Origin of the sequence: Streptomyces brasiliensis, assembly GCF_014647875.1 — a bacterium.
Lineage (GTDB): Bacteria > Actinomycetota > Actinomycetes > Streptomycetales > Streptomycetaceae > Streptomyces > Streptomyces brasiliensis.
On record NZ_BMQA01000011.1, the window covers coordinates 94,219 to 117,912 of the forward strand.

General features: G+C 71.3%; 19 protein-coding genes and 1 tRNA gene. 6 read left to right on the forward strand and 14 right to left on the reverse strand.

All coding sequences use genetic code 11. The features are described from left to right. Positions 1–7: 7 nt before the first annotated feature. Both IEZ19_RS19165 and IEZ19_RS19170 read right to left on the reverse strand, forming a co-directional pair. Entirely contained in the window at positions 8–685 is a 678-nt protein-coding gene (locus IEZ19_RS19165) for a TetR/AcrR family transcriptional regulator (RefSeq protein ID WP_189312437.1), read from the reverse strand. Then, entirely contained in the window at positions 682–1,689 is a 1,008-nt protein-coding gene (locus IEZ19_RS19170; protein WP_189312438.1) for an acyl-CoA desaturase, read from the reverse strand. Before IEZ19_RS19170 ends, IEZ19_RS19165 begins: the two co-directional genes overlap by 4 nt. Positions 1,690–1,999: 310 nt before the next feature. Between IEZ19_RS19170 and ppc the strand changes: the two genes are divergently transcribed. After that, on the forward strand, positions 2,000–4,741 hold the full coding sequence (gene ppc / locus IEZ19_RS19175; protein WP_189312439.1) for a phosphoenolpyruvate carboxylase: 2,742 nt from the start codon (positions 2,000–2,002) through the stop codon (positions 4,739–4,741). A 137-nt stretch (positions 4,742–4,878) separates the two neighbouring features. Here ppc and IEZ19_RS19180 read toward each other — a convergent pair whose 3' ends face one another. The 7 genes from IEZ19_RS19180 to IEZ19_RS19210 form a co-directional block, all read right to left on the reverse strand. Next, positions 4,879–5,382 (reverse strand): hypothetical protein, encoded by a 504-nt coding sequence (locus IEZ19_RS19180; RefSeq protein ID WP_189312556.1) that lies wholly within the window; start codon positions 5,380–5,382, stop codon positions 4,879–4,881. 52 nt (positions 5,383–5,434) lie between these two features. Continuing rightward, the gene (gene pth, locus IEZ19_RS19185) at positions 5,435–6,031 is read right to left on the reverse strand and encodes an aminoacyl-tRNA hydrolase (protein WP_189312440.1); all 597 of its coding nucleotides are present in this window, start codon (positions 6,029–6,031) and stop codon (positions 5,435–5,437) included. 200 nt (positions 6,032–6,231) lie between these two features. Next, on the reverse strand, positions 6,232–6,828 hold the full coding sequence (locus IEZ19_RS19190; RefSeq protein WP_189312441.1) for a 50S ribosomal protein L25/general stress protein Ctc: 597 nt from the start codon (positions 6,826–6,828) through the stop codon (positions 6,232–6,234). 206 nt (positions 6,829–7,034) lie between these two features. Then, positions 7,035–8,015, reverse strand: a complete 981-nt coding sequence (locus tag IEZ19_RS19195) for a ribose-phosphate diphosphokinase (RefSeq protein WP_189312442.1) — start codon at positions 8,013–8,015, stop codon at positions 7,035–7,037. Positions 8,016–8,147: 132 nt separating this feature from the next. Continuing rightward, a complete protein-coding gene (gene glmU, locus IEZ19_RS19200; RefSeq protein WP_189312443.1) occupies positions 8,148–9,596 on the reverse strand; it encodes a bifunctional UDP-N-acetylglucosamine diphosphorylase/glucosamine-1-phosphate N-acetyltransferase GlmU in 1,449 nt (482 codons plus the stop codon). 115 nt (positions 9,597–9,711) lie between these two features. Further along, positions 9,712–9,782, reverse strand: a tRNA-Gln gene (locus tag IEZ19_RS19205). An 11-nt stretch (positions 9,783–9,793) separates the two neighbouring features. Further along, positions 9,794–10,672, reverse strand: coding sequence for a hypothetical protein (locus IEZ19_RS19210; protein WP_189312444.1), 879 nt, complete (start codon positions 10,670–10,672; stop codon positions 9,794–9,796). A 167-nt stretch (positions 10,673–10,839) separates the two neighbouring features. Between IEZ19_RS19210 and IEZ19_RS19215 the strand changes: the two genes are divergently transcribed. Beyond that, a complete protein-coding gene (locus IEZ19_RS19215) occupies positions 10,840–12,141 on the forward strand; it encodes a sensor histidine kinase (RefSeq protein ID WP_189312445.1) in 1,302 nt (433 codons plus the stop codon). A gap of 56 nt (positions 12,142–12,197) precedes the next feature. Here the strand turns inward: IEZ19_RS19215 and IEZ19_RS19220 are convergent, their stop codons facing one another. Both IEZ19_RS19220 and IEZ19_RS19225 read right to left on the reverse strand, forming a co-directional pair. Beyond that, positions 12,198–12,692, reverse strand: coding sequence for an SUKH-3 domain-containing protein (locus tag IEZ19_RS19220; RefSeq protein ID WP_189312446.1), 495 nt, complete (start codon positions 12,690–12,692; stop codon positions 12,198–12,200). A 79-nt stretch (positions 12,693–12,771) separates the two neighbouring features. Beyond that, complete coding sequence (locus tag IEZ19_RS19225; protein WP_373297008.1) at positions 12,772–13,299, reverse strand: YwqJ-related putative deaminase; 528 nt, start codon at positions 13,297–13,299, stop codon at positions 12,772–12,774. Between the two features lie 313 nt (positions 13,300–13,612). On the opposite strand from IEZ19_RS19225, the gene IEZ19_RS19230 reads away from it, so the two are divergent. The 3 genes from IEZ19_RS19230 to IEZ19_RS19240 all read left to right on the forward strand — a co-directional run bounded on the left by IEZ19_RS19230 (position 13,613) and on the right by IEZ19_RS19240 (position 18,782). Next, positions 13,613–14,611: an SMI1/KNR4 family protein gene (locus tag IEZ19_RS19230; RefSeq protein ID WP_189312448.1), complete on the forward strand. Its 999-nt coding sequence runs from the start codon at positions 13,613–13,615 to the stop codon at positions 14,609–14,611. Positions 14,612–14,617: 6 nt separating this feature from the next. Beyond that, complete coding sequence (locus tag IEZ19_RS19235) at positions 14,618–17,716, forward strand: SUKH-4 family immunity protein (protein ID WP_189312449.1); 3,099 nt, start codon at positions 14,618–14,620, stop codon at positions 17,714–17,716. A gap of 178 nt (positions 17,717–17,894) precedes the next feature. Next, complete coding sequence (locus tag IEZ19_RS19240; RefSeq protein ID WP_189312450.1) at positions 17,895–18,782, forward strand: coiled-coil domain-containing protein; 888 nt, start codon at positions 17,895–17,897, stop codon at positions 18,780–18,782. Positions 18,783–19,036: 254 nt separating this feature from the next. Here the strand turns inward: IEZ19_RS19240 and IEZ19_RS19245 are convergent, their stop codons facing one another. Both IEZ19_RS19245 and IEZ19_RS19250 read right to left on the reverse strand, forming a co-directional pair. Beyond that, positions 19,037–20,656, reverse strand: coding sequence for a sodium/solute symporter (locus IEZ19_RS19245; RefSeq protein ID WP_189312451.1), 1,620 nt, complete (start codon positions 20,654–20,656; stop codon positions 19,037–19,039). Continuing rightward, positions 20,653–21,063: a DUF485 domain-containing protein gene (locus tag IEZ19_RS19250; protein WP_189312452.1), complete on the reverse strand. Its 411-nt coding sequence runs from the start codon at positions 21,061–21,063 to the stop codon at positions 20,653–20,655. Before IEZ19_RS19250 ends, IEZ19_RS19245 begins: the two co-directional genes overlap by 4 nt. A 271-nt stretch (positions 21,064–21,334) precedes the next feature. Between IEZ19_RS19250 and IEZ19_RS19255 the strand changes: the two genes are divergently transcribed. Then, the gene (locus IEZ19_RS19255) at positions 21,335–22,054 is read left to right on the forward strand and encodes an NAD(P)-dependent oxidoreductase (protein WP_189312453.1); all 720 of its coding nucleotides are present in this window, start codon (positions 21,335–21,337) and stop codon (positions 22,052–22,054) included. Between the two features lie 9 nt (positions 22,055–22,063). Here IEZ19_RS19255 and IEZ19_RS19260 read toward each other — a convergent pair whose 3' ends face one another. After that, positions 22,064–23,560, reverse strand: coding sequence for an MFS transporter (locus IEZ19_RS19260; protein ID WP_189312454.1), 1,497 nt, complete (start codon positions 23,558–23,560; stop codon positions 22,064–22,066). Between the last annotated feature and the right edge of the window lie 134 nt (positions 23,561–23,694).

Sequence of the window (23,694 nt, forward strand, 5' to 3'; positions counted from 1 at the left end):
ACCGGGCCTAGGACTTTCGGTGCCCGATCAGCCGCGGCCTCTGCTCCAGCCCGTCGAGCCCGTGCCACGCCAGATTCACCAGGTGCGCGGCCACCTCGGCCTTCTTGGGGCGGCGCACGTCCAGCCACCACTGGCCCGTCAGCGCGACCATGCCGACCAGCGCCTGCGCGTACAGCGGGGCCAGCTTCGGGTCGAAGCCGCGGCTCTTGAACTCGCGGCCGAGGATGTCCTCCACCTGGGTGGCGATGTCCGAGATGAGAGACGCGAAGGAACCCGTCGACTGCGGGATGGGGGAGTCGCGGACCAGGATGCGGAAGCCGTCCGTGTACTCCTCGATGTAGTCGAGCAGCGCGAAGGCCGCCTGCTCGCACAGCTCGCGCGGATGGCCGGCCGTCAGGGAGCCGGTCACCATCTCCAGCAGGCGCCGCATCTCACGGTCCACCACCACCGCGTACAGCCCCTCCTTGCCGCCGAAGTGCTCGTACACCACCGGCTTGGACACCCCGGCCTTCGCCGCGATCTCCTCCACCGACGTGCCCTCGAACCCCTTCGCCGCGAAGAGGGTGCGGCCGATCTCCAGCAGCTGCTGGCGGCGCTCGGCACCGGTCATACGGGTGCGGCGCGCGCGCCTCGGCTTCTCGTTGCTGGGGGTGCTGCTGGGATCGGTCGCCACGGCGTCAATCATGCCGCCTTCGCGCTTTCCGTCCCGCGCCGGGAGCCGCCTTCCCCGGTGTTACGGCGCGAATCGATACGGGAGCGTGACGGCCAGCGCACGTCGTACGCCCAGCCGAACATCTCGAACCAGCGGATGAGCCGCGCCGACGAGTCCACCTGGCCGCGCATCACACCGTGCCGCGCCGAGGTCGGGTCGGCGTGGTGCAGGTTGTGCCAGGACTCGCCGCACGACAGGACCGCCAGCCACCACACGTTGCCCGAACGGTCGCGCGACTTGAACGGCCGCTTGCCGACCGCGTGGCAGATCGAGTTGATCGACCACGTCACGTGGTGCAGCAGCGCCACCCGTACGAGTGATCCCCAGAAGAACCCGGTGAACGCGCCCCACCAGGACATGGTGACCAGCCCGCCGACCAGCGGCGGCAGCGCCAGCGACAGCATCGTCCAGTAGACGAACTGCCGGGAGATCGTCCGGATCGCCGGGTCCTTGATCAGATCCGGTGCGTACTTCTCCTGCGGGGTCTGCTCCTCGTCGAACATCCAGCCGATGTGCGCCCACCACAGGCCCTTCATCAGCGCCGGAAGCGTCTCGCCGAACCGCCAGGGGGAGTGCGGGTCACCCTCCGCGTCGGAGAACCTGTGATGCTTGCGGTGATCGGCCACCCAGCGCACAAGGGGGCCTTCGACCGCCATCGACCCCATGATCGCCAGCGCGATCCTCAGGGGCCGCTTGGCCTTGAACGAACCGTGGGTGAAATAGCGGTGGAAGCCGATCGTGACGCCGTGGCAGCCGAGATAGTAGAAGAAGACCAGCAGTCCGAGGTCGAGCCAGCTCACCCCCCAGCCCCACGCCAGCGGCACAGCGGCCAGCAGCGCGAGGAACGGCACGGTGATGAACAGCACCAGCGCGATCTGCTCGATCGAGCGCTTCTGCTCGCCGCCCAGCGTGGCGGACGGAAACGGGGAGTCGGTCGACTTCGGGGCGTCGTCAATCACATCGGAACCGGTGGTCATGGGCGTCCCCTGTGGGGTCGAGGGTTTCGGGGGTGTCGAGTCGGTGCCGGGGCGCGGAACCGAACGGGACTCGAGCCAAGCTTCCCTACGCTTCCGTAACCTACGGCGACGTAAGTATGGCAGCGCGCCGAACGGCGGCAAGAGCCCTTGGGCCAGCGCGTCCGCATGGACACCTATCCTTGGAATCGGTCGGACAGCGCGGTCCGCTCTGTTTTCTTCCCGGATGACCCGCCCGTATGCGGCCCCCGCCGCGCGGTCGACAGCCGGGTTCCCGCCCAGCTGAGCTTCAACACTGCAAGGAGCCACACCTGTGAGCAGTGCCGACGACCTGACTACCCGGAGCACGACGTCCAGCAGCGAGCTGCGCGCCGACATCAGGCGGCTGGGTGACCTGCTCGGCGAGACCCTCGTGAGGCAGGAGGGCCCCGAGCTGCTCGAGCTCGTCGAGAAGGTCCGCCGCCTCACCCGCGAGGACGGCGAAGCCGCCGCCGAACTGCTGCGCGGCACGGAACTGGAGACCGCCGCCAAGCTGGTCCGTGCCTTCTCCACCTACTTCCACCTGGCCAACGTCACCGAGCAGGTCCACCGCGGCCGCGAGGCCCGCACCCACCGCGCTGCCGAGGGCGGCCTCCTCGCCCGCACCGCCGACCGCCTCAAGGACGCCGACCCCGAGCACCTGCGGCAGACCGTCCAGCACCTGAACGTCCGCCCGGTGTTCACGGCACACCCCACCGAGGCCGCGCGCCGTTCGGTCCTCAACAAGCTCCGGCGCATCGCCGCGCTCCTCGAGACCCCCGTCATCGAGGCCGACCGCCGCCGCCACGACACCCGCCTGGCCGAGAACATCGACCTCGTCTGGCAGACCGACGAGCTGCGCGTCGTACGGCCCGAACCCGCCGACGAGGCCCGCAACGCGATCTACTACCTCGACGAACTGCACGCCGGCGCCGTCGGCGACGTCCTCGAGGACCTCACCGCCGAACTGGAACGCGTCGGCCTCAAGCTCCCCGACGACACCCGCCCCCTCACCTTCGGCACCTGGATCGGCGGCGACCGCGACGGCAACCCCAACGTCACCCCCCAGGTGACCTGGGACGTCCTCATCCTCCAGCACGAACACGGCATCAACGACGCCCTGGAGATGATCGACGAGCTGCGCGGCTACCTGTCGAACTCGATCCGCTACACCGGCGCCACCGACGAACTGCTGGACTCCCTGGCCAAGGACCTCGAACTCCTCCCCGAGATCAGCCCCCGCTACAAGCGCCTCAACGCCGAGGAGCCCTACCGGCTCAAGGCCACCTGCATCCGGCAGAAGCTCGTCAACACCAAGCACCGCCTCGCCACGGGCACCCCCCACGAGCCGGGCCACGACTACCTCGGCACCGCCGAACTCCTCGACGACCTGCGGATCATCCAGACCTCCCTGCGCGCCCACCGCGGCGGCCTGTTCGCCGACGGCCGGCTCGGCCGCACCATCCGCACGCTCGCCGCCTTCGGCCTCCAGCTCGCCACCATGGACGTACGCGAACACGCCGACGCCCACCACCACGCCCTCGGCCAGCTCTTCGACCGCCTCGGCGAGGAGACCTGGCGCTACGCCGACATGCCCCGCGACTACCGCAGCCGGCTCCTCGCCAAGGAACTCCGCTCACGCAGGCCGCTCGCCCCCACCCCGGCACCGGTGGACGAGGCGGGCGCGAAGACCATCGGCGTCTTCCAGACCGTCAAGCGGGCCCTCGAGGTGTTCGGACCCGAGGTCATCGAGTCGTACATCATCTCCATGTGCCAGGGCGCCGACGACGTCTTCGCCGCCACCGTCCTCGCCCGCGAGGCCGGCCTGCTCGACCTGCACGCCGGCTGGGCCAGGATCGGCATCGTGCCGCTCCTGGAGACCACCGACGAACTCAGGGCCGCCGACACCATCCTCGAGGACATGCTCGCCGACCCCTCCTACCGGCGCCTCGTCGCGCTGCGCGGAGACGTCCAGGAGGTCATGCTCGGCTACTCCGACTCCTCCAAGTTCGGCGGCATCACCACCAGCCAGTGGGAGATCCACCGCGCCCAGCGCCGGCTGCGCGACGTCGCCCACCGCTACGGCGTCCGCCTGCGCCTCTTCCACGGCCGCGGCGGCACCGTCGGCCGCGGCGGCGGCCCCTCCCACGACGCCATCCTCGCCCAGCCCTGGGGCACCCTCGAGGGCGAGATCAAGGTCACCGAGCAGGGCGAGGTCATCTCCGACAAGTACCTCGTGCCGTCCCTGGCCCGGGAGAACCTGGAACTGACCGTCGCCGCGACCCTGCAGGCCTCCGCCCTGCACACCGCACCCCGCCAGTCCGTCGAGGCCCTCGCCCGCTGGGACGCCGCCATGGACGTCGTCTCCGACGCCGCCCACGCCGCCTACCGCAGGCTCGTCGAGGACCCCGACCTGCCCGCCTACTTCTTCGCGTCCACGCCCGTCGACCAGCTCGCCGACCTGCACCTGGGATCCAGGCCGTCGCGGCGGCCCGACTCGGGCGCGGGCCTGGACGGACTGCGGGCCATCCCCTGGGTGTTCGGCTGGACCCAGTCGCGGCAGATCGTCCCCGGCTGGTTCGGCGTCGGCTCCGGCCTCAAGGCCCTGCGCGAGGCCGGCCTCGACACCGTCCTCGACGAGATGCACGAACAGTGGCACTTCTTCCGCAACTTCATCTCCAACGTCGAGATGACCCTCGCGAAGACGGACCTGCGGATCGCCCAGCACTACGTCGACACCCTCGTCCCCGACGAGCTGAAGCACGTCTTCGACACCATCCGCGCCGAACACGAACGGACGGTGGGTGAAGTCCTCCGCATCACCGGCGAACCGGGCCTCCTCGACGCCCAGCCGGTCCTGAAGCAGACCTTCACCATCCGCGACGCCTACCTGGACCCCATCTCCTACCTCCAGGTCGCCCTGCTCAAGCGTCAGCGAGACGCGGCCGCCGCGGGCGCCGAACCCGACCCGCTGCTCTCCCGCGCCCTGCTCCTGACCGTCAACGGCGTCGCCGCCGGCCTGCGCAACACCGGCTGACCCCGCCCGCCCGGACACACCGGTGCCCCCGTGCCTCGTACGAGCACGGGGGCACCGGCATTCACACGCTCACAGCTCCTCGCCGGTCGAGGCGCCCCGGATCTTCACGGTGCCGTTGCGACCGGGAGCACGGTGGCTCAGAGCGCCAGAAAAGCCGCCGTCAGCAACGCCACGCCCGACCCCGCCAGCACCCACGCCACCCGCGTCAGCCGGAGCCCGCCCGCCACGACGACCGAGGCCAGCAACAACGCCCCGCCCAGCGGAACCCATGAGTACAGCACACCCGCAGGACCGGACCGTACGACCTCGTCCGTCCCCGGCTTCACCACCACCGTGTACGTCTGCCCCTTGCGCACCGCGACCGTGTGCGCGATCTCCGCACTCGCCCGCGCCCGCGCGCCCGTCGAGCCCGGAGTGAACGGACCGGAGCACGTGTCCTCCGCGCACCGCGTCACCTTGATCGTCCCGGTCTCCCGGCCCTTCGTCAGCATCACGTTGTGCGCGGTCGCCCAGGAACCCCACACCCCCGCGAACAGAATCAGCGCGGCGACCGTGCCCATCGCGGCGAGCCGCCCGAACCGCAACGCGGCGACCGGGGCCTGACGGGACGTGGTGGCTGAGGCAGGCATGGCCGGGATCATTGGCCATGCCGCCACGAGCGGTCAACTCCACGGGCCCCGGCAGACGGACAAGTCAGGAGTTGTACGAGCTTTGCGCCCGCTCAAGACCCTCGATCACCAGACACTCCACCGCGTCCGCCGCCCGGTCCACGAAGTAGTCCAGCTCCTTGCGCTCCGTCGACGAGAAGTCCTTCAGCACGAAATCCGCGACCTGCATACGACCCGGCGGCCGCCCGATCCCGAACCGCACCCGGTGGTAGTCCGCGCCCATCGCCTTCGTCATCGACTTCAGCCCGTTGTGCCCGTTGTCCCCGCCGCCCAGCTTCAGCCGCAGGGTCCCGTAGTCGATGTCCAGCTCGTCGTGCACCGCGACGATGTTCGCCACCGGCACCTTGTAGAAGTCCCGCAGCGCGTTCACCGGACCGCCCGACAGATTCATGTACGACATCGGCTTCGCCAGGATCACCCGCCGGTTCGCCGGGCCGGGCGGCCCGATCCGCCCCTCGACGACCTGCGCCTGAGCCTTGCCCGCCCGCTTGAACTTCCCCCCGATCCGCGAGGCCAGCAGATCAGCCACCATGAACCCGACGTTGTGCCGGTTCATGGCGTACTCGGGACCGGGATTCCCGAGGCCCACGACGAGCCAGGGGGCGTTTGCCGGGGTGGTCACGTCCTTCTCCTTCAATGCAACAGCCGCTGCCCCCTCCGAAGGGAGCAGCGGCTGGAGCCTATACCGCTGTGGGCAGTCGTTCCGCCGGGGCGATGGGGCCCCCGCCCGAGCGAAGCCGAGAGTGGGGGAGAGTGGGCACGGCCTGCAACTCCGGGCACCCGGAAAACGGACGCCCAGGGCAGCAACGGCCGAACCCGAGGTCAGGCCTGCGCAGGCTCCTCGCCCTCGGTCTCCTCGCCCTCGACCGCTTCCTCGGCCTGCGCGGCCAGCACCTGCAGCACCACCGCGTCCTCCTCGACGGCCAGCGTCACACCGGCCGGCAGGACGATGTCCTTGGCGTGGACGGAGGCACCGGCCGCCAGACCCTCGACGGACACCGTCACGGACTCGGGGATCTGCGTGGCCTCGGCCTCGACCGGCAGCGCGTTCAGGACGTGCTCCAGCAGGTTGCCGCCCGGCGCCAGCTCGCCCTCGGTGTGCACCGGGATCTCGACGTTGACCTTCTCGCCACGCTTGACCAGCAGCAGGTCGACGTGCTCCAGGAAGCCCTTGATCGGGTCGCGCTGCACGGACTTCGGGATCGCCAGCTCGTTCGTCTTGCCGTCGATGTCCAGCGAGATCAGGACGTTCGGCGTACGCAGCGCCAGCAGCAGCTCGTGGCCCGGGAGGGTCAGGTGCAGCGGGTCGGAACCGTGGCCGTACAGCACACCGGGAACCTTGTTCTCACGACGGACGCGGCGGGCGGCACCCTTGCCGAACTCGGTGCGCGTCTCGGCGGCGATCTTCACCTCGGACATATTGATCACTCCTCGCAGAGGTAGATATGGACGTGGTCACCCGGCCACGAACGGCCTGCTACGAAGAGCGCGTCGATAACGGACCGCCACACCCGCGTGAAACGGGTACGGCCTCCCTCGCCGAGCAACTCGAGAAGTCTACTCGGAGGGGGAGGCCGTACCCAAAACGATCTCCAGGGGCGACCGGTGACCGCCCCGCCCGACGCCTACTGCTCGTCGAACAGACTCGTCACCGAACCGTCCTCGAACACCTCGCGCACCGCGCTCGCGATGGTCGGCGCGATCGACAGCACCGTCAGCTTGTCCAGGTCCCGGCCCAGCTCACCCGGCGTCGGCAGGGTGTTGGTGAACACGAACTCGCCCACCCGGGAGTTCTTCAGCCGGTCCGCCGCCGGACCCGACAGCACACCGTGCGTCGCCGTCACGATCACGTCCTCGGCCCCGTGCGCGAACAGTGCGTCCGCCGCCGCGCAGATCGTGCCACCCGTGTCGATCATGTCGTCGACCAGCACGCACACCCGGCCCTTGACCTCACCCACGACCTCGTGGACGGTCACCTGATTCGCCACGTCCTTGTCGCGCCGCTTGTGCACGATCGCCAGCGGAGCACCGAGCCGGTCGCACCAGCGGTCCGCCACCCGCACCCGCCCGGCGTCCGGGGACACCACGGTGAGCTTGTCACGGTCCACCTTGCCGCCCACGTAGTCCGCCAGCAGCGGCAGCGCGAACAGATGGTCCACCGGACCGTCGAAGAAGCCCTGGATCTGGTCCGTGTGCAGATCCACCGTCAGGATCCGGTCCGCACCCGCCGTCTTCATCAGGTCCGCGATCAGACGCGCCGAGATCGGTTCACGCCCCCGGTGCTTCTTGTCCTGCCGCGCGTAACCGTAGAACGGCACGATCACGGTGATGGACCGCGCCGAAGCACGCTTCAGCGCGTCGATCATGATCAACTGCTCCATGATCCACTTGTTGATCGGAGCCGTGTGGCTCTGGATCAGGAAGCAGTCCGCACCACGCGCCGACTCCTGGTAACGGACGTAGATCTCACCGTTCGCGAAGTCGAAGGCCTTCGTCGGAACGACCCCGACACCCAACTGCTGGGCGACCTCCTCGGCAAGCTCGGGGTGGGCGCGGCCGGAGAAGAACATCATCTTCTTCTCGCCGGTCGTCTTGATCCCGGTCACAGCACTGTCTCCTCAGAGGTTCTCAGCCAACTGTCGAACGACGTCTCGGCTGGCCGCGAGAAGCCGTCTCAGCTGGTGGGGTGCGGATCTGCACCTATCACGGTACGCCGTGTTCGACGCGCCCGTTTCCGGTCAGTCCTCGCCCTCACCCTGCCGGGACGCCGCCTCCGCCGCCTTCGCGGCCGCGCTCCCCGGGCGCTTGCGAGCCACCCAACCCTCGATATTCCGCTGCTGACCACGGGCCACGGCCAGCGAACCGGGCGGTACGTCCTTCGTGATCACAGACCCGGCAGCCGTGTACGCACCGTCCCCGACCGTGACAGGAGCCACAAACATGTTGTCCGAACCGGTACGGCAGTGAGACCCCACCGTCGTGTGGTGCTTGTCCCGACCGTCGTAGTTCACGAACACGCTCGCCGCGCCGATGTTGGTGTACTCACCGATCGTCGCGTCACCCACGTACGACAGATGCGGAACCTTCGTCCCCTCACCGAGGGAGGCGTTCTTCGTCTCCACGTACGTACCCACCTTCGACTTCAGCCCCAGCCGCGTACCGGGCCGCAGATACGCGTACGGCCCGACGGACGCCTGCGGACCCACGTGCGCGTGATCCGCGACCGTGTTGTCCACACGCGCGTCCGCGCCCACGTACGTGTCCGTCAGCCGGGTGTTCGGGCCGACCTCCGCGCCCCGGCCGATGTGCGTCGAGCCCTGCAACTGCGTGCCCGGGTGGACGACGGCGTCCGGCTCGAAAGAGACCGTGACGTCGACCCACGTGGTGGCCGGATCGACGATCGTGACGCCGGCGAGCATCGCGTCGGTCAGCAGCCGGTCGTTGAGGATCCGGCGGGCCTCCGCCAACTGCACGCGGTTGTTGATCCCCGCGATCTCCCGGTGGTCACCCGCGACCGAAGCCCCCACCCGGTGCCCGGCCTCGCGCAGGAGCCCCAGCACGTCCGTCAGATACTCCTCACCCTGGCTGTTGTCCGTCCGCACCTTCCCCAGCGCGTCGGCCAGCAACTGCCCGTCGAACGCGAACACCCCGGAATTGATCTCCCGGACAGCCCGCTGCGCGTCGGTGGCGTCCTTGTGCTCGACGATCGCGGTGACGGCACCGGTCGCGTCGTCCCGCACGATCCGCCCATAACCGGTCGCGTCCGGGACCTCGGCGGTCAGCACGGTCACCGCGTTGCCGTCGCCGACGTGCGTCGCGGCCAAGGCGTTCAGCGTCTCGCCGGTGAGCAGCGGAGTGTCCCCGCACACGACGACCACGGTCCCCTCGACCGTGCCGCCCAGCTCCTCCAGCGCCATCCGTACAGCGTGCCCGGTGCCGTTCTGCTGCTCCTGCACGGCGGTCCGCGTGCCCGGGTCGATCTCACCGAGGTGCGCGGTGACGGCCTCACGGGCGTGCCCCACGACGACGACCAGGTTCTCGGGGGCCAACTCGCGTGCGGCGGCGAGCACATGGCCCACCAGGGAACGGCCACAGATCTCGTGCAGGACCTTCGGTGTGGCCGACTTCATACGGGTGCCCTCACCCGCTGCGAGAACGACGACGGCTGCCGGGCGAATGGCGCTCACGGGGTTGCCCTTCGGCTTTGGATGGGTGGGGGTGACATCCGCAGGATACCGGGGCGTTTCGTGGGGGACATGAGAGCGGGTCCTGACCTTCGTAGGTCAGGACCCGAACTCAGCGCTCCCGGGGAAGGAATCGAACCCTCATTCAACGGACCAAAACCGTTTGTCCTGCCTTTAGACGACCCGGGATAGTTTGCGCACTATGCCCGATTCCCTAGATCGGCTGTGCGCGCAGCCCCTACTATGCCGTACCAGGAGCCCTCGATGCGACGGTACAACTCGGCACCCTTCAGGACTTTGATGACCAAGCAACCCCGATAGGAATCGCCGACGTTCTTGCGGACGGTCTTGGGGTTGTGCTTCTTGAGGGTCGTCTTGTTGAACGTGGAGCGGTCGGCGCCGACGAGGTCGGCCCAGTACTGCTCGGCGCCCGCCACGTCCGCGGTCTCATGGATCATGACGCTGTAACGCAGGCGCTCCCGCTCGACTCCGAGGAGATCGAGCCAGGCCAGGAAGACCTGAATCATGCCGGGGTCGCTGTTCACGAATGTCACGTTCTCGCGGCGCTCGTACGGCTTGTCCTTGCTCCCCTCGGCCCAGTAGAGGCCCACGCCCACCAAGAACAGTTCCCGCGCCGAAAGCCGGCCGATCGCTTGCTTCGCGGCGTCCTTGGTCTGCTGACGTTCCTCCTCGCGGATGCGTAGCTTCGCCTCCCACCCCCGCTTTGCGATCGCCGCCGCTTCCTCATGGCTGCGCTTGCGCTCGGGCCTCGGTAGATCCCGAACCCACAGCGAGATCGAGCTCTTCGAGCAGCCCAGTTCCACCTGGATCTGATCGTACGTGCAGCCCTGGAGCCGCAGCTCGCGCGCCCGGTACCTCAGGTAGTCCTTCGCGTTCGGGCGCTTCGTCCATTCTGGAGGCGGCTCGCCCTCCAGAAGCCGGTTGAGGATGTCGTTGTTGTCGACGTGCAGCCGGTCGCGGATCTGCCGTCGGCTGAGCCCGGCGCGCCGCAGCGCGACCGCCCGCTCCCGCAGTCCCCCGAAGTCGGCGTACTTGTACTTGCCACCTGAATGTTCCATGGGCATACCGTCCGGCCGGAATGATCGGTTCCGTGGTCGAACGGTGTGCGATTCAGTAGTTCGAGGGGTATCGGTCGGTTTTGCTTCCGCATCGTCACGGAGTGTGGTGTGGGCAAGTAGGCGAAACTCACCGGAAAAGCGAGCCCTCGCGCCCGTAGGCTGGACGCATGACCACTACGGGGGTAGACCACGCGACGGCCGTGAACGGGCCGTGGTGGTGGTCCAGGTGGCGCAGTGCCGTGCTCGACGCGAGTCTCGCGCTGGTGTCCGCGGTGGAGTGCGGCGCGGAGGGGATCCCGTTCGCGCGGGACGCGGGGATTCCGGTGTCGGCGGGGATCGTGTTCGGTCTGCTGGCCGGTTCCGTGCTGTTGCTGCGCCGTAAGTGGCCGATCGCGGTCGTCCTGGTCGCGATCGCGATCACTCCGGCCCAGATGGGCTTCCTGATGGGCATCGTCGGCCTGTACACGCTCGCCGCCGCCGAGCTGCCGCGCCGGGTCATCGGAGCGCTGGCCGGGATGTCGCTCGTCGGCACGATGATCGTGACCTTCGTGCGGGTCCGGCAGGACATGGCCCGGGGTGATCTGACCCTCGGCGACTGGTTCGTGCCCTTCGCCTCCATCACCACGTCGCTCGGCCTGACCGCTCCCCCTGTTCTTCTCGGGTTGTACGTGGGTGCCCGGCGCCGGCTGATGGAGAGTCTGCGCGAGCGGGCCGACAGTCTCGAGCGGGAGTTGCAGCTGCTCGCCGAGCGGGCGGAGGAGCGGGCGGAGTGGGCGCGCAACGAGGAGCGGACGCGGATCGCGCGGGAGATGCACGACGTGGTTGCGCACCGGGTGAGCCTGATGGTGGTGCACGCCGCCGCGTTGCAGGCGGTGGCGCGCAAGGACCCCGAGAAGGCCGTGAAGAACGCGGTGCTGGTCGGTGACATGGGGCGGCAGGCGCTGACCGAGTTGCGGGAGATGCTCGGCGTGCTGCGGTCGGGGGAGGGTGCGGACCGGCGTGAGGCGTCGGTGCCGCTGGCCGCCGTGGGAGCGGCCGCCGCGGCCGCGGCCTCGCGGGCGGCCGAGGAGGAGGGGCCGTGTCTGTCCGAGCTGGATGAGCTGATCGGGCAGTCGGCCGCCACTGGGATGGTGGTGGATCTGTCGGTGGAGGGGGAGACGCGGTCGTACGCGGCCGAGATCGAGCAGACCACGTACCGCGTCGTCCAGGAGGCGCTGACGAACGTGCACAAGCATGCGGGGGGTGCCAAGACGCACGTGCGGCTCGCGCACCGGGTGTCGGAGATCGCGATGCAGGTGGAGAACGAGCCGCCGCCGGAGCCCGCGTCGGCGTACGCCGCACGGTTGCCGTCCGGTGGCAACGGTCTGCTCGGGATGCGGGAGCGGGTCGTGGCGCTGGGCGGCGTCTTCGTGTCGGGGCCGACGGATGCGGGGGGTTTTCGGGTGTCGGCGGTGATTCCGGCGGTGTGACGGCCACCGCGTGCCGGGCCGCGCTTCGGCGTGCCGCCTGCGCCGGTGCGCGCGTGTCAGCCTGCCGTCAGTCGTACCGGCTCTATGCCCGCGACCAGTGCCGAGAGGGCGTGGTCGATGTCGGGGCCCAGGTACCAGTCGCCGGTGTGGTCGAGGGTGTAGACGCGGCCCTCGGTGTCGATGGCGAGCAGCGAGCGGGTGTCGGTCTCCTCGCCGAGGGGGCAGACCGCGGTGTCGAGGGCGCGGCCGAGGTCGCCGAGGGTGCGGGCGAGGTGGAGGCCGTGGAGGGGGTCGAGGTGGAGGGCGGCCGGGGCGATCTGGCGGCCGGGTCCGGCGGGCGCGATGTGCAGGCCGCCGAACTCGGCCCAGGCCTCGACGGCGGCGGGGAAGACGGCGTGCCGGTGTCCGGCGGGCGAGGTGTGGTCGCGCAGGGTGTCGGCCCAGAACTCTGCCTGTTTTATGTCCCAGCGCCCGGGTTGCCAGCCGGCGGCGCGCAGGGCGGCGTCGACGGGCACGGGAAAGCGTGTGGTCGAAGTGCGGTCGGCGTGCATCTGCCTTCGTTCGTCGAGTTCGTGGGGTCGGGCGCCCGGCGTCGCGGGCGTGGTGCCGCGCGCCGTACGCCTCGTCGGGTCAGTCGTCGGGCGTGGTGGGGTCGACGACGCGGACGCCGAAGTGGGCGCTGAGCGCGGCGCAGGCGCGGCAGGGCGCGGCGAAGCTGCCGTGCAGCGGGTCGCCGTCCTCGCGTATGCGGCGGGTGGTGAGCTTGGCCTGCTTGAGGACCTTGCGGGCCTCGCCGTTGGTCATGGGTTTGCGCGAGGCACGTTTGCTGCGGGTTGCGTCGGCGGCGGTGAGGTGGCGCGAGATGAGGATGGTCTCGGCGCAGCGGCCGGTGAAGCGGTCGCGCTGGGCGCTCGTGAGGGTGTCGAGGAAGTCCTGCACGAGGGGGTGGAGCGGCGGCGGGTGGTCGCCGCGGGCGGCGGTGCCGGTGAGGGTGGCACCGCGGACGGAGAGCGCGGCGGCCACGGTGGGCAGGATGCCGTCGCGGCGGTGGAGGAGGGCCGGCGGGTGGGGTGTCTCGGCGTGGCTCCAGCCGACGCGGGGGTCGCCGGAGGAGCCGTCTCTAGGGTCCGTATGCGGTCCCGTCTGCGTCGCTTTCATGGTCATCATCCCCTCCCGGGTGTCGCCCCGAAGAACTCAGAGTGCCAAATGCCGTGGCTGGTGCGGAAGCTGGGGCGGCGCGACACGCCAGGGTTTGGGCAGGCAGTCACGGTGGGGTGACGGCAGGTCACGGTAGCGGAGGCCCCGCGACCGGTGCCCGGTGACCGGGGTACGTGTACCGCATAGGCTGTCGGCACCGTGATGCGCGCGGTCAACGCGTCGGTGACGTTGGAGAGACAGTCGAATACGGGGCGTACCGCACCATTGGCGGCGTGGTTTCGTCTCGTACAGAGTGCCGCAGGGGGCAACCGCCATGACGACAGGTCGGCTCGGGCAACAAGCCGCGCCGCCGAACGCGGCCTACGCCGGGCAGGTCGTGCACTTCCCGGATCCGGTCCGGGCGGCACGTCACCCGAGAGGGGTACGTGTCGACGAGCGCGGGTATCCCGACTTCTCGCCCTATGCGCGTGCGGCGGCGGAGATCGCCGATCCGCCGGAGGGCTTCGGTGTCGACGAGCTGCGGCTGACGGACTACGTGTCGGCGAACGCGGCGATGTCGGGGGCGGGGCACGAGTTGTGGGACACGGTGCCGTCGGTGGCGACGCCGCACGGCTGGACGTGGCATCACGTCGTGGGGTCGCGGCGTCTCGAGCTGGTTCCGGTCGAGGTGAAGGCGCTGCTGCGGCATCACGGCGGCGTGGCGACGGCGCGTGTCGACCAGGGCAAGCGGGGCACGCGGCCGTTGCAGGAGACGCGTCCGGCGCACTTCGGTCTGCCGAAGTCGGGTGTGGCGGTGACGGAACAGCAGGCTCTGGGCGTCGAGGAGGATCTGGGCTACCGGCTGCCGGGCGCGTACCGCTCCTTCCTGAAGGCGGCGGGCGGCTGCGCGCCGGTCGGTACGGCGCTGGACGCTCAGTTGGGGCTGCTGATCGACCAGCCGTTCTTCACGGTGCGTGACGAGGCGGCCGTCAACGATCTCGTGTACGTGAACAAGTGCCTGCGCGACCATCTGACCAAGGACTACCTGGGTGTTGCCTTCGTGCAGGGCGGTCTGCTCGCGGTGAAGGTGAAGGGCGAGCGGCTGGGTTCGGTGTGGTTCTGTGCGTACGACGACGTGCGGGACGTGGATCCGTCGTGGTCGCCGGCCGAGCGTGTGGAGCGGTTGCTGCTGCCGTGCGGTGAGGACTTCGACACGTTCCTGTCGCGGCTCGCGGGCAGCCCGCCGGAGCTGGAGACGGTGGCGAACCTGATGGTGGACGGCGGCTTCGCGCGTGCGGTGCCGGTGTCGTCGGCCGCGGCTGCGGGGGAGTGATTTTCGATGGTGACGTTCGCACAGGCGCAGGAGCGCGCCGAGGAGTGGATCAACGGGGACGTGCCGGCGTACCAGCATCGCGAGGTGCGGGTGCGGGAGTTCGGGCTCGGGTTCGTGGTGTGGGGCGAGGACCGTGCGGAGGGGCCGCGGTCGGACGCGGGCGCGCAACGGTTGGTGATCGCCCGGGACAGCGGCGAGGCGACGCTGTGGCCTGCGCTGCCGGTGGGCGAGGTGATCCGCCGGTACGAGGAGGAGTACGGCCGTGAGGAGGCCGCCGCGGACGCGCCGCCGGCTCCGGCCGCGCGGGTGGATCTGAACCAGACGTCGTTCCTGCTGAGTCCGCCGGAGTGGTTGCAGGAGGCAGCGGACAAACTGGGGATTCCGGACCGGCGGTCGTCGGATGGTGGCGAACTGCCTCAGACGCAGGCCGGGGTGCCGGTGCAGGGGGGTGCGCCTGGTGGGACGGCGGCTGCGGCTGCCGGTCCTGGTGCGGGTCCGGGTGCTGCGCCGGGGGTGCCGGGCGGTGGCAGCGGTGGGTCGTGGCCCGCTGCCGGTGAGAGTGGTGCCGGCGCGGGTGCGGGTGCGGGGTCCTTCGGCGGGGGGCACGGTTCGGTCGGTGCGCCAGGTGCGCCTGCCGGGGCGACGCCCTGGGCCGGGACGGACACGAACGCCGATTCCGGTGACGACCGTTCGGTGCCGCTGCCCGCGACGGTGTTCGCGCCGCCGTTGAGCGACGTCGACGACAACACGCCGCCGCCGGCCGCGCCGGACGCGAAGACGGCGCTGATGTCGGGGGGCAGCCAACTGCCGCCGACGGCTGTTTCCCCGGCGCTCGACGACCGGAACGTGCCCGGGGCGCAGGGCTTTGCGCCGGGAGCGCCGGGTTCTTCGCATGCTCCTGGTGGTGCGCCGGGGGCGCTTGGAACCGTGGGTGTGCCAGAGGCACCGGGTGGGCCGGGGGCGCCTGGTGCGCCGTCGTACGGCCACCAGCAGGGACCGGCGGTTCCCGGCACGCCTCCCTACCCGCAGCAGGCCGGCACCCCGGGCACGCCGCCCCCGCCGTCGCCGGGGAGCATGCCTCCGCCTCCGCCGGGTGCGCCGTCGTACGGCTATCCGCCGGGTCCCGGTGCTCCGGGCACGCCCCCTCCGGGTGCCCCGGGGTACGGCTATCCGCAGGGGCCGGGCGGTGCGCCCGACGGGCCCCAGCCTCCGGCCGGTCCGGGTGCGCCCGGGCGGCCGCTCCCGCCCGACGCCAGTGACATCGCGGACGCCGCGACGAGCAAGGCGGCTCCGCCGCGCCGGGCTCGCGGGGGTGCGGGTGCGCCGCCTCCGCCGCCGGGTGCTCCGGGGGCGCCCGGTGCGCGGCCGGGGGGCACGCCTCCGCCTGCCCCGCCCGGGGTGCCGGGTGCGCCGGCGGGTGGTTATGTGCCGACGCGGCTCGTGTCGTCGCTCGGTCCGGACGGGCCGGAGGGTGTCGGCGGTCCGGGCGCGGGCGCGGGCGCGCAGATCCCGCCGGGCGCTCCCAACCCGCCCTCCGCGCCGGGCACTCCGGGCGGCACGCCCCCCGGCGGTGTGCATCACGCGGCCACGGTGCTGGCCGACCCCAGTCAGTTGGGCCCGGGAACGGGAGGCGGCGCGCAGATCCCGCCGGGCGCCCCGGGCATTCCTGGCGCGCCCGGCGCGCAGGGTGCTCCGAGCGCCCCGGGTGTACCGACTCCGCCCGGCGCCCCGGGAGTTCCGGGCGCCCCCGGCGTACCGCAGACTCCGGGCGCCCCGGGCGTGCCCAACGCGCCTGGCGCGCAAGGCTCTTCAGGGGGCGCGCACGGTGCCGTGCACCACGCGGAGACCGTGCTGGCCGCGCCTCCGGTGGGCGGCCCCGGCGTACCCCCGCCGCCGCAAGGCCCGGGCGTACCCGGAGCGCCGGGCGCCCCCGGAATGCCGCCGGGCGCCCCGCAGCCGATGCCGTCCGGTGCGATGCCGCCCCCCGGTCGGCCGCCCGTGCCCGGCCTGCCCGTGCCCGGCCTGCCCGTGCCCGGCCTGCCCGTGCCCGGCCTGCCCGTGCCCGGCCTGCCGGTGCCGGGGCAGCCGTTGCCCGGTCAGCAGCCCGCGTACGGCTACCCGCAGCAGGGGCAGCCGACGGTCGGTCCGGGGTATCAGGCCGTGCTGCGCTACCGCGCGCAGGACGGGTCCGAGCAGCAGCTGATCCGGCGTTCGGCGCCGGGCACGCCGCACCCGGAGTGGCAGATCTTCCACGAACTGCGCGCGATGAACGTGCCGCCGGACCAGGTGCTGGAGCTGCACACCGAGCTGGAGTCGTGTGAACTGCCCGGTGCCTACTGCGCGCGGATGATCCGGGAGCAGTGGCCGCAGGCGCGGATCACGAGCATCGCGCCGTACGGCACGGACCACGCGAGCCGGCAGCAGGGGATGCAGCAACTGCTGGTGCACCAGGGTGAGTTGCATCAGGTGGCGGACGGTCCCGCACGTCCCGCGCCGGTGCGCGCGCCGTTGCCGCAGGTGCAGCCCGCGCCGCCGATCCCGCCGGAGGGGATCGCGCACGAACTGGCGGCGGCGTTCGGGCCGGGCGTGTTCCGGTTCGAGCAGGCGGCGGTGTCGCGGCAGGGCGTGCCGCCGGTCGTGGCGCACACGCTGGTCGCGGCCGGACTGCCACTGGACATGAGCCCGTTCTTCTGGGCGCAGGCCCAGCCGGGCCGTCCGGTGCCGACCCTGGCGGAACTGGCGCAGGAGCGCGGGGTGCAGCCCGCCGCCGACGCGGGTTCGTACCTGGTGATGGGCACCGACTTCGGCAAGGCGATCTGCGTGCAGTACGGCACGGCGAACATCGTCGCCGTGCCGGTGGAGGCGGGGCCGGGCGGTGCGCCCGTGCCGCCGCAGTTCGTGAACACCGGGCTGCCGGAGTTCGCGCGCTCCCTGGCGCTGCTCGGCCGCATGTGGCGGCTGCGCTTCGGTCTGAACCAGGAGCAGGCGGGCCGCTGGACCGTCGACTTCCAGGCCCAGTTGGCCTCCCTGGACCCGGCGGCGCTGGGTTCGGCGGAAAGCTGGTGGTCGGTGCTGCTGGAGCAGATGTGGGACGGGCTGCTGTAGCCCGATTGCCGTGAGCCATGGGGCCGGCCCGGTCGTGCGACCGGGCCGGCCCTTTCGCGTGCGTCCGGCCGGCCGTGTCATGCCTGCGGAGTATCACGTTATGAGCCCTTACGCCCGATCCATCAAGATGTGCGCGAAATCATCATTTCGTGTGTGTCCGGCGGAGAGGGGTTCCAGGGTGAGCAGCGCGTCGAAGTCGCCGCACGGCTTCGTGACCGTCCGGGGGCGCGGCTACCGCCCCGAGCACGTCGACGCCCGTGCGACGGCCCTCTGTCAGGCACGTGACGCCGCGTGGGAGAGAGCCGCGCGGCTGACCGTGCTCGCCAAGGACATGGAGGCGGAGGTGGAACGGCTGCGCGGGACGGTCGCGCGGCTCGCGCCGCAGACGTACGAGACGCTCGGGGAGCGCGCACGGTGCATCTTCCAGCTCGGGGTGGAAGAAGCGGCGGCCGTACGGGAGTACGCGCGGCGTGAGGCACAGGAGCAGGCCGCAGAGGCGGAGGCGCGCGCCCTGGGCGTGCGCCGGACGGCGCAGGAAGAGGCGGACGCGCTCCGAGCGGACGCGGAGGAACGCGCCCGCCAGCGGTTGCTCGCGGCGCGCGCCGAGGCGGACGACGTACGGATCGGCGCCCGCCGCGAGGTGAAGGAGTCGCGCAGCGAGGCCCTCGCCGCGCTGCGCGAGATGCGGCAGCGGACCTCCGGGATGCTCGCCGAGCACGCCAGGGAGCACGCCGAACGGTGGGGCGTGGTCGAGCGCGAGGAGGACGAGCGGCTGGCCGCGTTCGAGGCACGGCACGCGGAGGCCGTCGTCCGCGCCGAGGCCGCGGTGGCCGAGGCGAAGCGTGTGCTCGCCGAGTCGGAGGAGTCGGCCTGGCGCCGCCAGGAGGAGGCACGCGCGCGTGCGGCCGAGATCCTCGCCGAGGCACGGTTGCGTGAGGACCGGATCGCCCGCGAGACGGAACAGGTGCTGCGCGACCACGGGGAGACCTGGGACGACGTGCAGGCACAGATGGACCACGTACGCAGCAGTCTGACGACCCTGGCGGGCCAGGCGGCACTGGAGTGAACGGAACCGTGTGCGAGAAGCGGACCGCGCACAGTCCGCGCCACGCGCCCCGAGCCCACCTCAGGCGCCCTCCATGCGACCGCGCGCCCCAACGTCGCCTCGCGCAACCGTCGGTTCACCGCGCGCTCCAACGCCCGCCCTGCGCAACCCCCGTCGCCACTCCGCGCCCCAACACACGCCCCTCGCACGCCCCGTGTCACCGCGCGCCTGCACGCCTGCCTCTCACAACCCGCGTCACCGCGCGGCCGCCCCCCTCAACTGCCCCTTCGCAACACCCCCGCCAAAATCCACCCCTCCACCGCCTCGTACTGCCGGCGCTGTTCCTCCGCCTTGCCGCGGCCGGAGGCCACCGTGCCCAGCCAGCCGAAGGCGAAGCCTGCCGGGATGGAGACGATGCCGGTCGTGGTGAAGGGGAACCAGTTGAAGTCGGCTTCGGGGAAGGCGGAGACGGGAGAGCCGGAGACGAGGTTGGTGCCGGGCATCAGCAGCAGGACGGTGAGCGAGCCGCCGATCAGGGTGCACAGCAGGCCGGTCCGGGTGTAGCGGCGCCAGAAGAGGCCGTAGACCAGGGCGGGCGCGAGGGCGGAGGCGCCGAGGCAGAAGGAGAGGGTGATCAGGGGCTGCAGGCTGCGGTGCTGCACCTGGGTCGCCAGCAGGATCGTCGGGACGCCTATGGCCAGCGCCGAGACCCGCGCCAGGGTCATCTCGCGGCGGGCCGACAGGTCGCGCGCGTGAGCCGCGAAGACGTCGTGGGCGAGGGAGTTGGCACAGGCGAGGATCATCCCGGCGACGGAGGCCAGCAGGGTCAGGAAGATCGCGGTCGTGACCGTGGTGAACAGCAGGGTCTCCGCCGTCGACACGTCCGCTCCGAACGCGGCCCTCGACCCCAGCAGATACGCCGTGTTGCCCTGCGGATCGGCCCCCGCGATCGTCGTACGGCCGATGAGGGCCGTGGCTCCCATCCCGACGACCGTGATGACGAGGACGAAGAGGGCCACGCTCGACACCGCCCAGGACATCGAGCGGCGCACCTGGCGGGCGCTGGACGCGGTGTACATGCGCATGGTGATGTGCGGCAGGCAGGCGCCGCCCACGACGATCGTCAGCTCGGACGTGATCATGTCCAGGCGGGGAGCGGGTCCGCCCGCGAACTCCAGGCCCGAGTGCAGGAACGCCGGCCCGGCCCCGCTCTGCCGCGCCGCCGCGTCGAAGAGGGCGCCGGGGTCCCAGTCGAAGCGGTTCAGGATCAGGACGGCGACCAGGGCCCCCGAGCCGAGCAGCATGACGATCTTCAGGATCTGGATGAGGGCGGTGCCCTTCATGCCGCCGATCGCCGCGTAGCTGATCATCAGCGTGCCCAGGCCGATCACGAAGCCCGTCTTCAGCGACTCGTTGGAGAAGCCGAGGATGAACGCCATCAGCTGTCCGGCGCCGGCGAGTTGCACGAGCATCATCGGCAGCAGGGCGGCGATGGTGGCCGCGCATGCGGCGACGCGCACGGCACGGCCCGGCATACGGCGGGCCAGCGCGTCGCCCATGGTGAACCGGCCCGCGTTGCGCAGGGGTTCGGCCAGCAGGAACATCAGGAGCATCAGGGACAGCGCCGTACTGAGCGCGAGGACGATCCCGTCGTAGCCGCACAGCGCGATCACGCCGGTGGTGCTCAGCACAGTGGCCGCCGAGATGTAGTCGCCGGCGATGGCGAGGCCGTTGCGCAGCGGGGACAGGGTGCCGTAACCGGTGTAGAACTCGTCGAGGTCGTCCCGGTCGGGGCCGGTCATCACGCACAGCAGGAGCGTGATCGTGGCGACGGCGCAGAAGGCCACGAGGGACATCGTCTGCGCCGACTCGCTGAAGCCGGTGAGACTGGTCATCGTGGCGCCCCCCGCCTGGCGTCCAGCGCGGCCTGCTTGCGGATGCGGGCGGCGAGCGGGTCGACGCGCCGGCGTGCGGTGTGCTCGTACAGGGCTATCGCCAGCCAGGTGACCGGCAGTTGGAAGAGCGCGAGCAGCAGGCCCGTGGGGATGCCGTCGGCGAGCCGCTGTGTCATCAGGCCCGGCGCGAACGCGGACAGGACGAGGAACAGGGTGAAGTAGCCGAGCGCGGTGAAGGTGGCGGTGCGCCGCTGACGGCGGTAGGCGCCGCGCAGGATCCGCAGGTCGCTGTGGTGCCCGAGGGGCGCGTGGCGCGGTCGGTGGCGGGGGCGGGTCGGTTCCGGGGGAGGCGGCTGCCAGGGGTAGACGAGGTGCGGCGGGACGTGCGGGTACGGGTCATGGGACATCCCGGTGCTCCTTGCGCGGCTCGGGTCCGTGGCGGCGGACCGCAGGGAGGTGGGGAGTGGGGAAACGCACGTTACTCGCAAGTATCCAGAACGCGCCCCGGTTTTCACCGAACTGGCCGGTCGGTATGCGCTTACTGCGTCGAATTGCCTCTGACCTCGGGTGTTACCCGCGTTAAGTCAGTCTTTTCCAGGACCTGTCGCCGGTCCGGCGTCACACTTCCCGCCCCTCGCGCCCTCTTGTCGGCAGTACCGATCGGACAGGGAGAGACCCATGAACATCGTCGTCTTCGGAGCCAATGGCCCCACCGGACGGCTCGTCGTCGAGCAGGCGGACGCCTCCGGCCACACGGTCACCGCCGTCACGCGCCACCCGGAGAACTTTCCCGCGCGCGGGCCGCGGGTGCGGATCGTCGCGGCGGACGTGCACGACCACGGCGCGGTCGAGGACGCCGTCGCCGGGCAGGACGCGGTCGTCTCGGCGCTCGGCGTGCCGTACACGCGCGAGCCGGTCACCGTCTACTCCGGCGGCATCGCACACATCACCCGGGCCATGACCCGGCACGGTGTACGGCGACTGGTCGGCGTGACCTCGACCGTCCTGTTCGGGACGCCCGCGCCCGGCGAGAGCCTCCTGTTCCGCAAGGTGCTGGAGCCGGGCATCGCCCGCTTCGTGGGGCGCACCGTGTACGACGACATGCGGCGCATGGAGGAGATCGTCCGCACGAGCGGCCTCGACTGGACGGTCCTGCGGCCCGGCGGACTGTTCGACGCGGACGAGGTCAGTGGCTACCGGACCGGTACCGCGCGCCTGCCCGGCCGGTACACCGCGCGGCCCGACCTCGCCCACGAACTCGTGCGGCAGGCCGTCGGGGAGGGCGGCCAGGTGCGCGCCTTCGTCGACGTACGGACCACTCATGGCACGCCGACGATCCTCGATCTCATCCGCAAGGAGGCCTTCGGCGGCAAGGAGCGCGCCGGCGCCGGGCGGTGACGCCCCGCGTCAGTCCCGGATCACCGGGAAGCGGCGGGGCGCCAGGAGCAGCAGCACCAGGAACGCGAGCACCGCCGCGCACCCCGCTCCGAAGTACACCGTGTGCACGGCGTCGGCGATCGCCCGTCGCGTCGCCTCCGGCGCCGTACCCGCGTCCAGTCCCTGGGTCACCGAGTCCAGGTCGCCCGCACCGCCCAGCCGCGCGGCCAGCACGCCGTTGGCGACCGCACCGAAGAGCGCGGCGCCCACGGTCTGCCCGGTCTGCCGGCAGAACAGCACCGACGCGGTCGTCGTGCCGCGTTCCGCCCAGCCCACCGTCGACTGCACGCCGACGATCAGCGGCAGCTGGAACAGGCCCAGCGCGCCGCCGAGCAGCAGCATCAGCAGCGTCGGCTGCCAGGCCGCCCCGGGGTAGGGCAGGAACGGGAACGCGAACAGGATCAGCGACGCCGTGCCGATGCCGAGCAGTGCGGTGTTGCGAAAGCCGATGCGCCGGTACACGTGCTGGCTCAGCGCGGCCGACACCGGCCAGCTCAGCGTCCACACGGACAGCACGAATCCGGCGGCCACGGGGGCGAGGCCGAGCACCGACTGCGCGTACGTCGGCAGGAACACCGACGGCGCCACCATCAGCAGGCCCATGACGCCGAGCGCGAGATTGACCGCCGCGATCGTGCGGCGGCGCCACACCCAGCCGGGGATGATCGGCTCCGGCGCGCGCCGTTCCACCAACACCACCAGCGCGACCAGCGCGAGCCCGGTGGTGAACAGCGCGAGCGACGGCGCGGACAGCCAGGCCCACGCCACCCCGCCCTGCACCAGTGCGGTCAGCAGCACACCGCCGCACGCGAACACCGCGAGCGCCCCCGCCCAGTCGATGCGCGGGCGCGTGCGCGGCTCGCGCGCCGGCTCGTGCAGATGACGGACGATCAGCCAGAGTGCGGCCGCGCCGATCGGCAGATTGACGAGGAAGATCCAGCGCCAGTCCGCGTACGTAGCCAGAATGCCGCCGAGCCCGGGACCCGCGACCGCCGACACCGCCCACACGGTCGACAGCTTGGACTGGATCTTCGGGCGTTCCTCGAGCGGATACAGGTCGGCCGCGAGCGTCTGCACCGTGCCCTGCAACGCCCCGCCACCCAGGCCCTGCACGATGCGGAACGCGATCAGCGCCCCCATGTTCCAGGCGAGCGCGCACAGCAGGGAGCCCAGCAGGAAGACTGCGGCGCCCGCGACCAGGACCGGTTTGCGGCCGAAGGTATCGGAGAGCTTGCCGTACACGGGGAGGGTGACGGTGACGGCGAGCAGATAGCCGGAGAACAGCCAGGAGAAGACGGAGAAGCCGCCGAGGTCACCGACGATCTGCGGTACGGCCGTCGAGACGACGGTGGAGTCGAGGGCCGCCAGCGCCATCGCCAGCATCAGGGCCGCGACGACCGCGCCACGCGCGCGCGTGCCGGTGCCCTGTGCCGTGCCGCCGTGTATCGCGGGTTTCGTGTCGTCCACGGGATCCCCTTCCCAGGCTTCTGCTTGGCTCCTGCACCTATCGCCGCAGCACAGCTTCCCACTTGTCCCGCCCGCCGCCCGACCACCGCCGCTCAACGACGCGCTTCGCACGGCACCTGTCGATGGCGGCGGGA

Bases quoted from the DNA above. Each gene is read 5' to 3' on its own strand.
- IEZ19_RS19165 (WP_189312437.1), bottom strand. From the start codon at position 685: ATGATTGACGCCGTGGCGACCGATCCCAGCAGCACCCCCAGCAACGAG.
- IEZ19_RS19170 (WP_189312438.1), bottom strand. From the start codon at position 1,689: ATGACCACCGGTTCCGATGTGATTGACGACGCCCCGAAGTCGACCGAC.
- IEZ19_RS19180 (WP_189312556.1), bottom strand. From the start codon at position 5,382: ATGATCCCGGCCATGCCTGCCTCAGCCACCACGTCCCGTCAGGCCCCG.
- IEZ19_RS19190 (WP_189312441.1), bottom strand. From the start codon at position 6,828: ATGTCCGAGGTGAAGATCGCCGCCGAGACGCGCACCGAGTTCGGCAAG.
- IEZ19_RS19210 (WP_189312444.1), bottom strand. From the start codon at position 10,672: ATGGAACATTCAGGTGGCAAGTACAAGTACGCCGACTTCGGGGGACTG.
- IEZ19_RS19215 (WP_189312445.1), top strand. From the start codon at position 10,840: ATGACCACTACGGGGGTAGACCACGCGACGGCCGTGAACGGGCCGTGG.
- IEZ19_RS19220 (WP_189312446.1), bottom strand. From the start codon at position 12,692: ATGCACGCCGACCGCACTTCGACCACACGCTTTCCCGTGCCCGTCGAC.
- IEZ19_RS19225 (WP_373297008.1), bottom strand. From the start codon at position 13,299: ATGAAAGCGACGCAGACGGGACCGCATACGGACCCTAGAGACGGCTCC.
- IEZ19_RS19230 (WP_189312448.1), top strand. From the start codon at position 13,613: ATGACGACAGGTCGGCTCGGGCAACAAGCCGCGCCGCCGAACGCGGCC.
- IEZ19_RS19235 (WP_189312449.1), top strand. From the start codon at position 14,618: ATGGTGACGTTCGCACAGGCGCAGGAGCGCGCCGAGGAGTGGATCAAC.
- IEZ19_RS19245 (WP_189312451.1), bottom strand. From the start codon at position 20,656: ATGACCAGTCTCACCGGCTTCAGCGAGTCGGCGCAGACGATGTCCCTC.
- IEZ19_RS19250 (WP_189312452.1), bottom strand. From the start codon at position 21,063: ATGTCCCATGACCCGTACCCGCACGTCCCGCCGCACCTCGTCTACCCC.
- IEZ19_RS19255 (WP_189312453.1), top strand. From the start codon at position 21,335: ATGAACATCGTCGTCTTCGGAGCCAATGGCCCCACCGGACGGCTCGTC.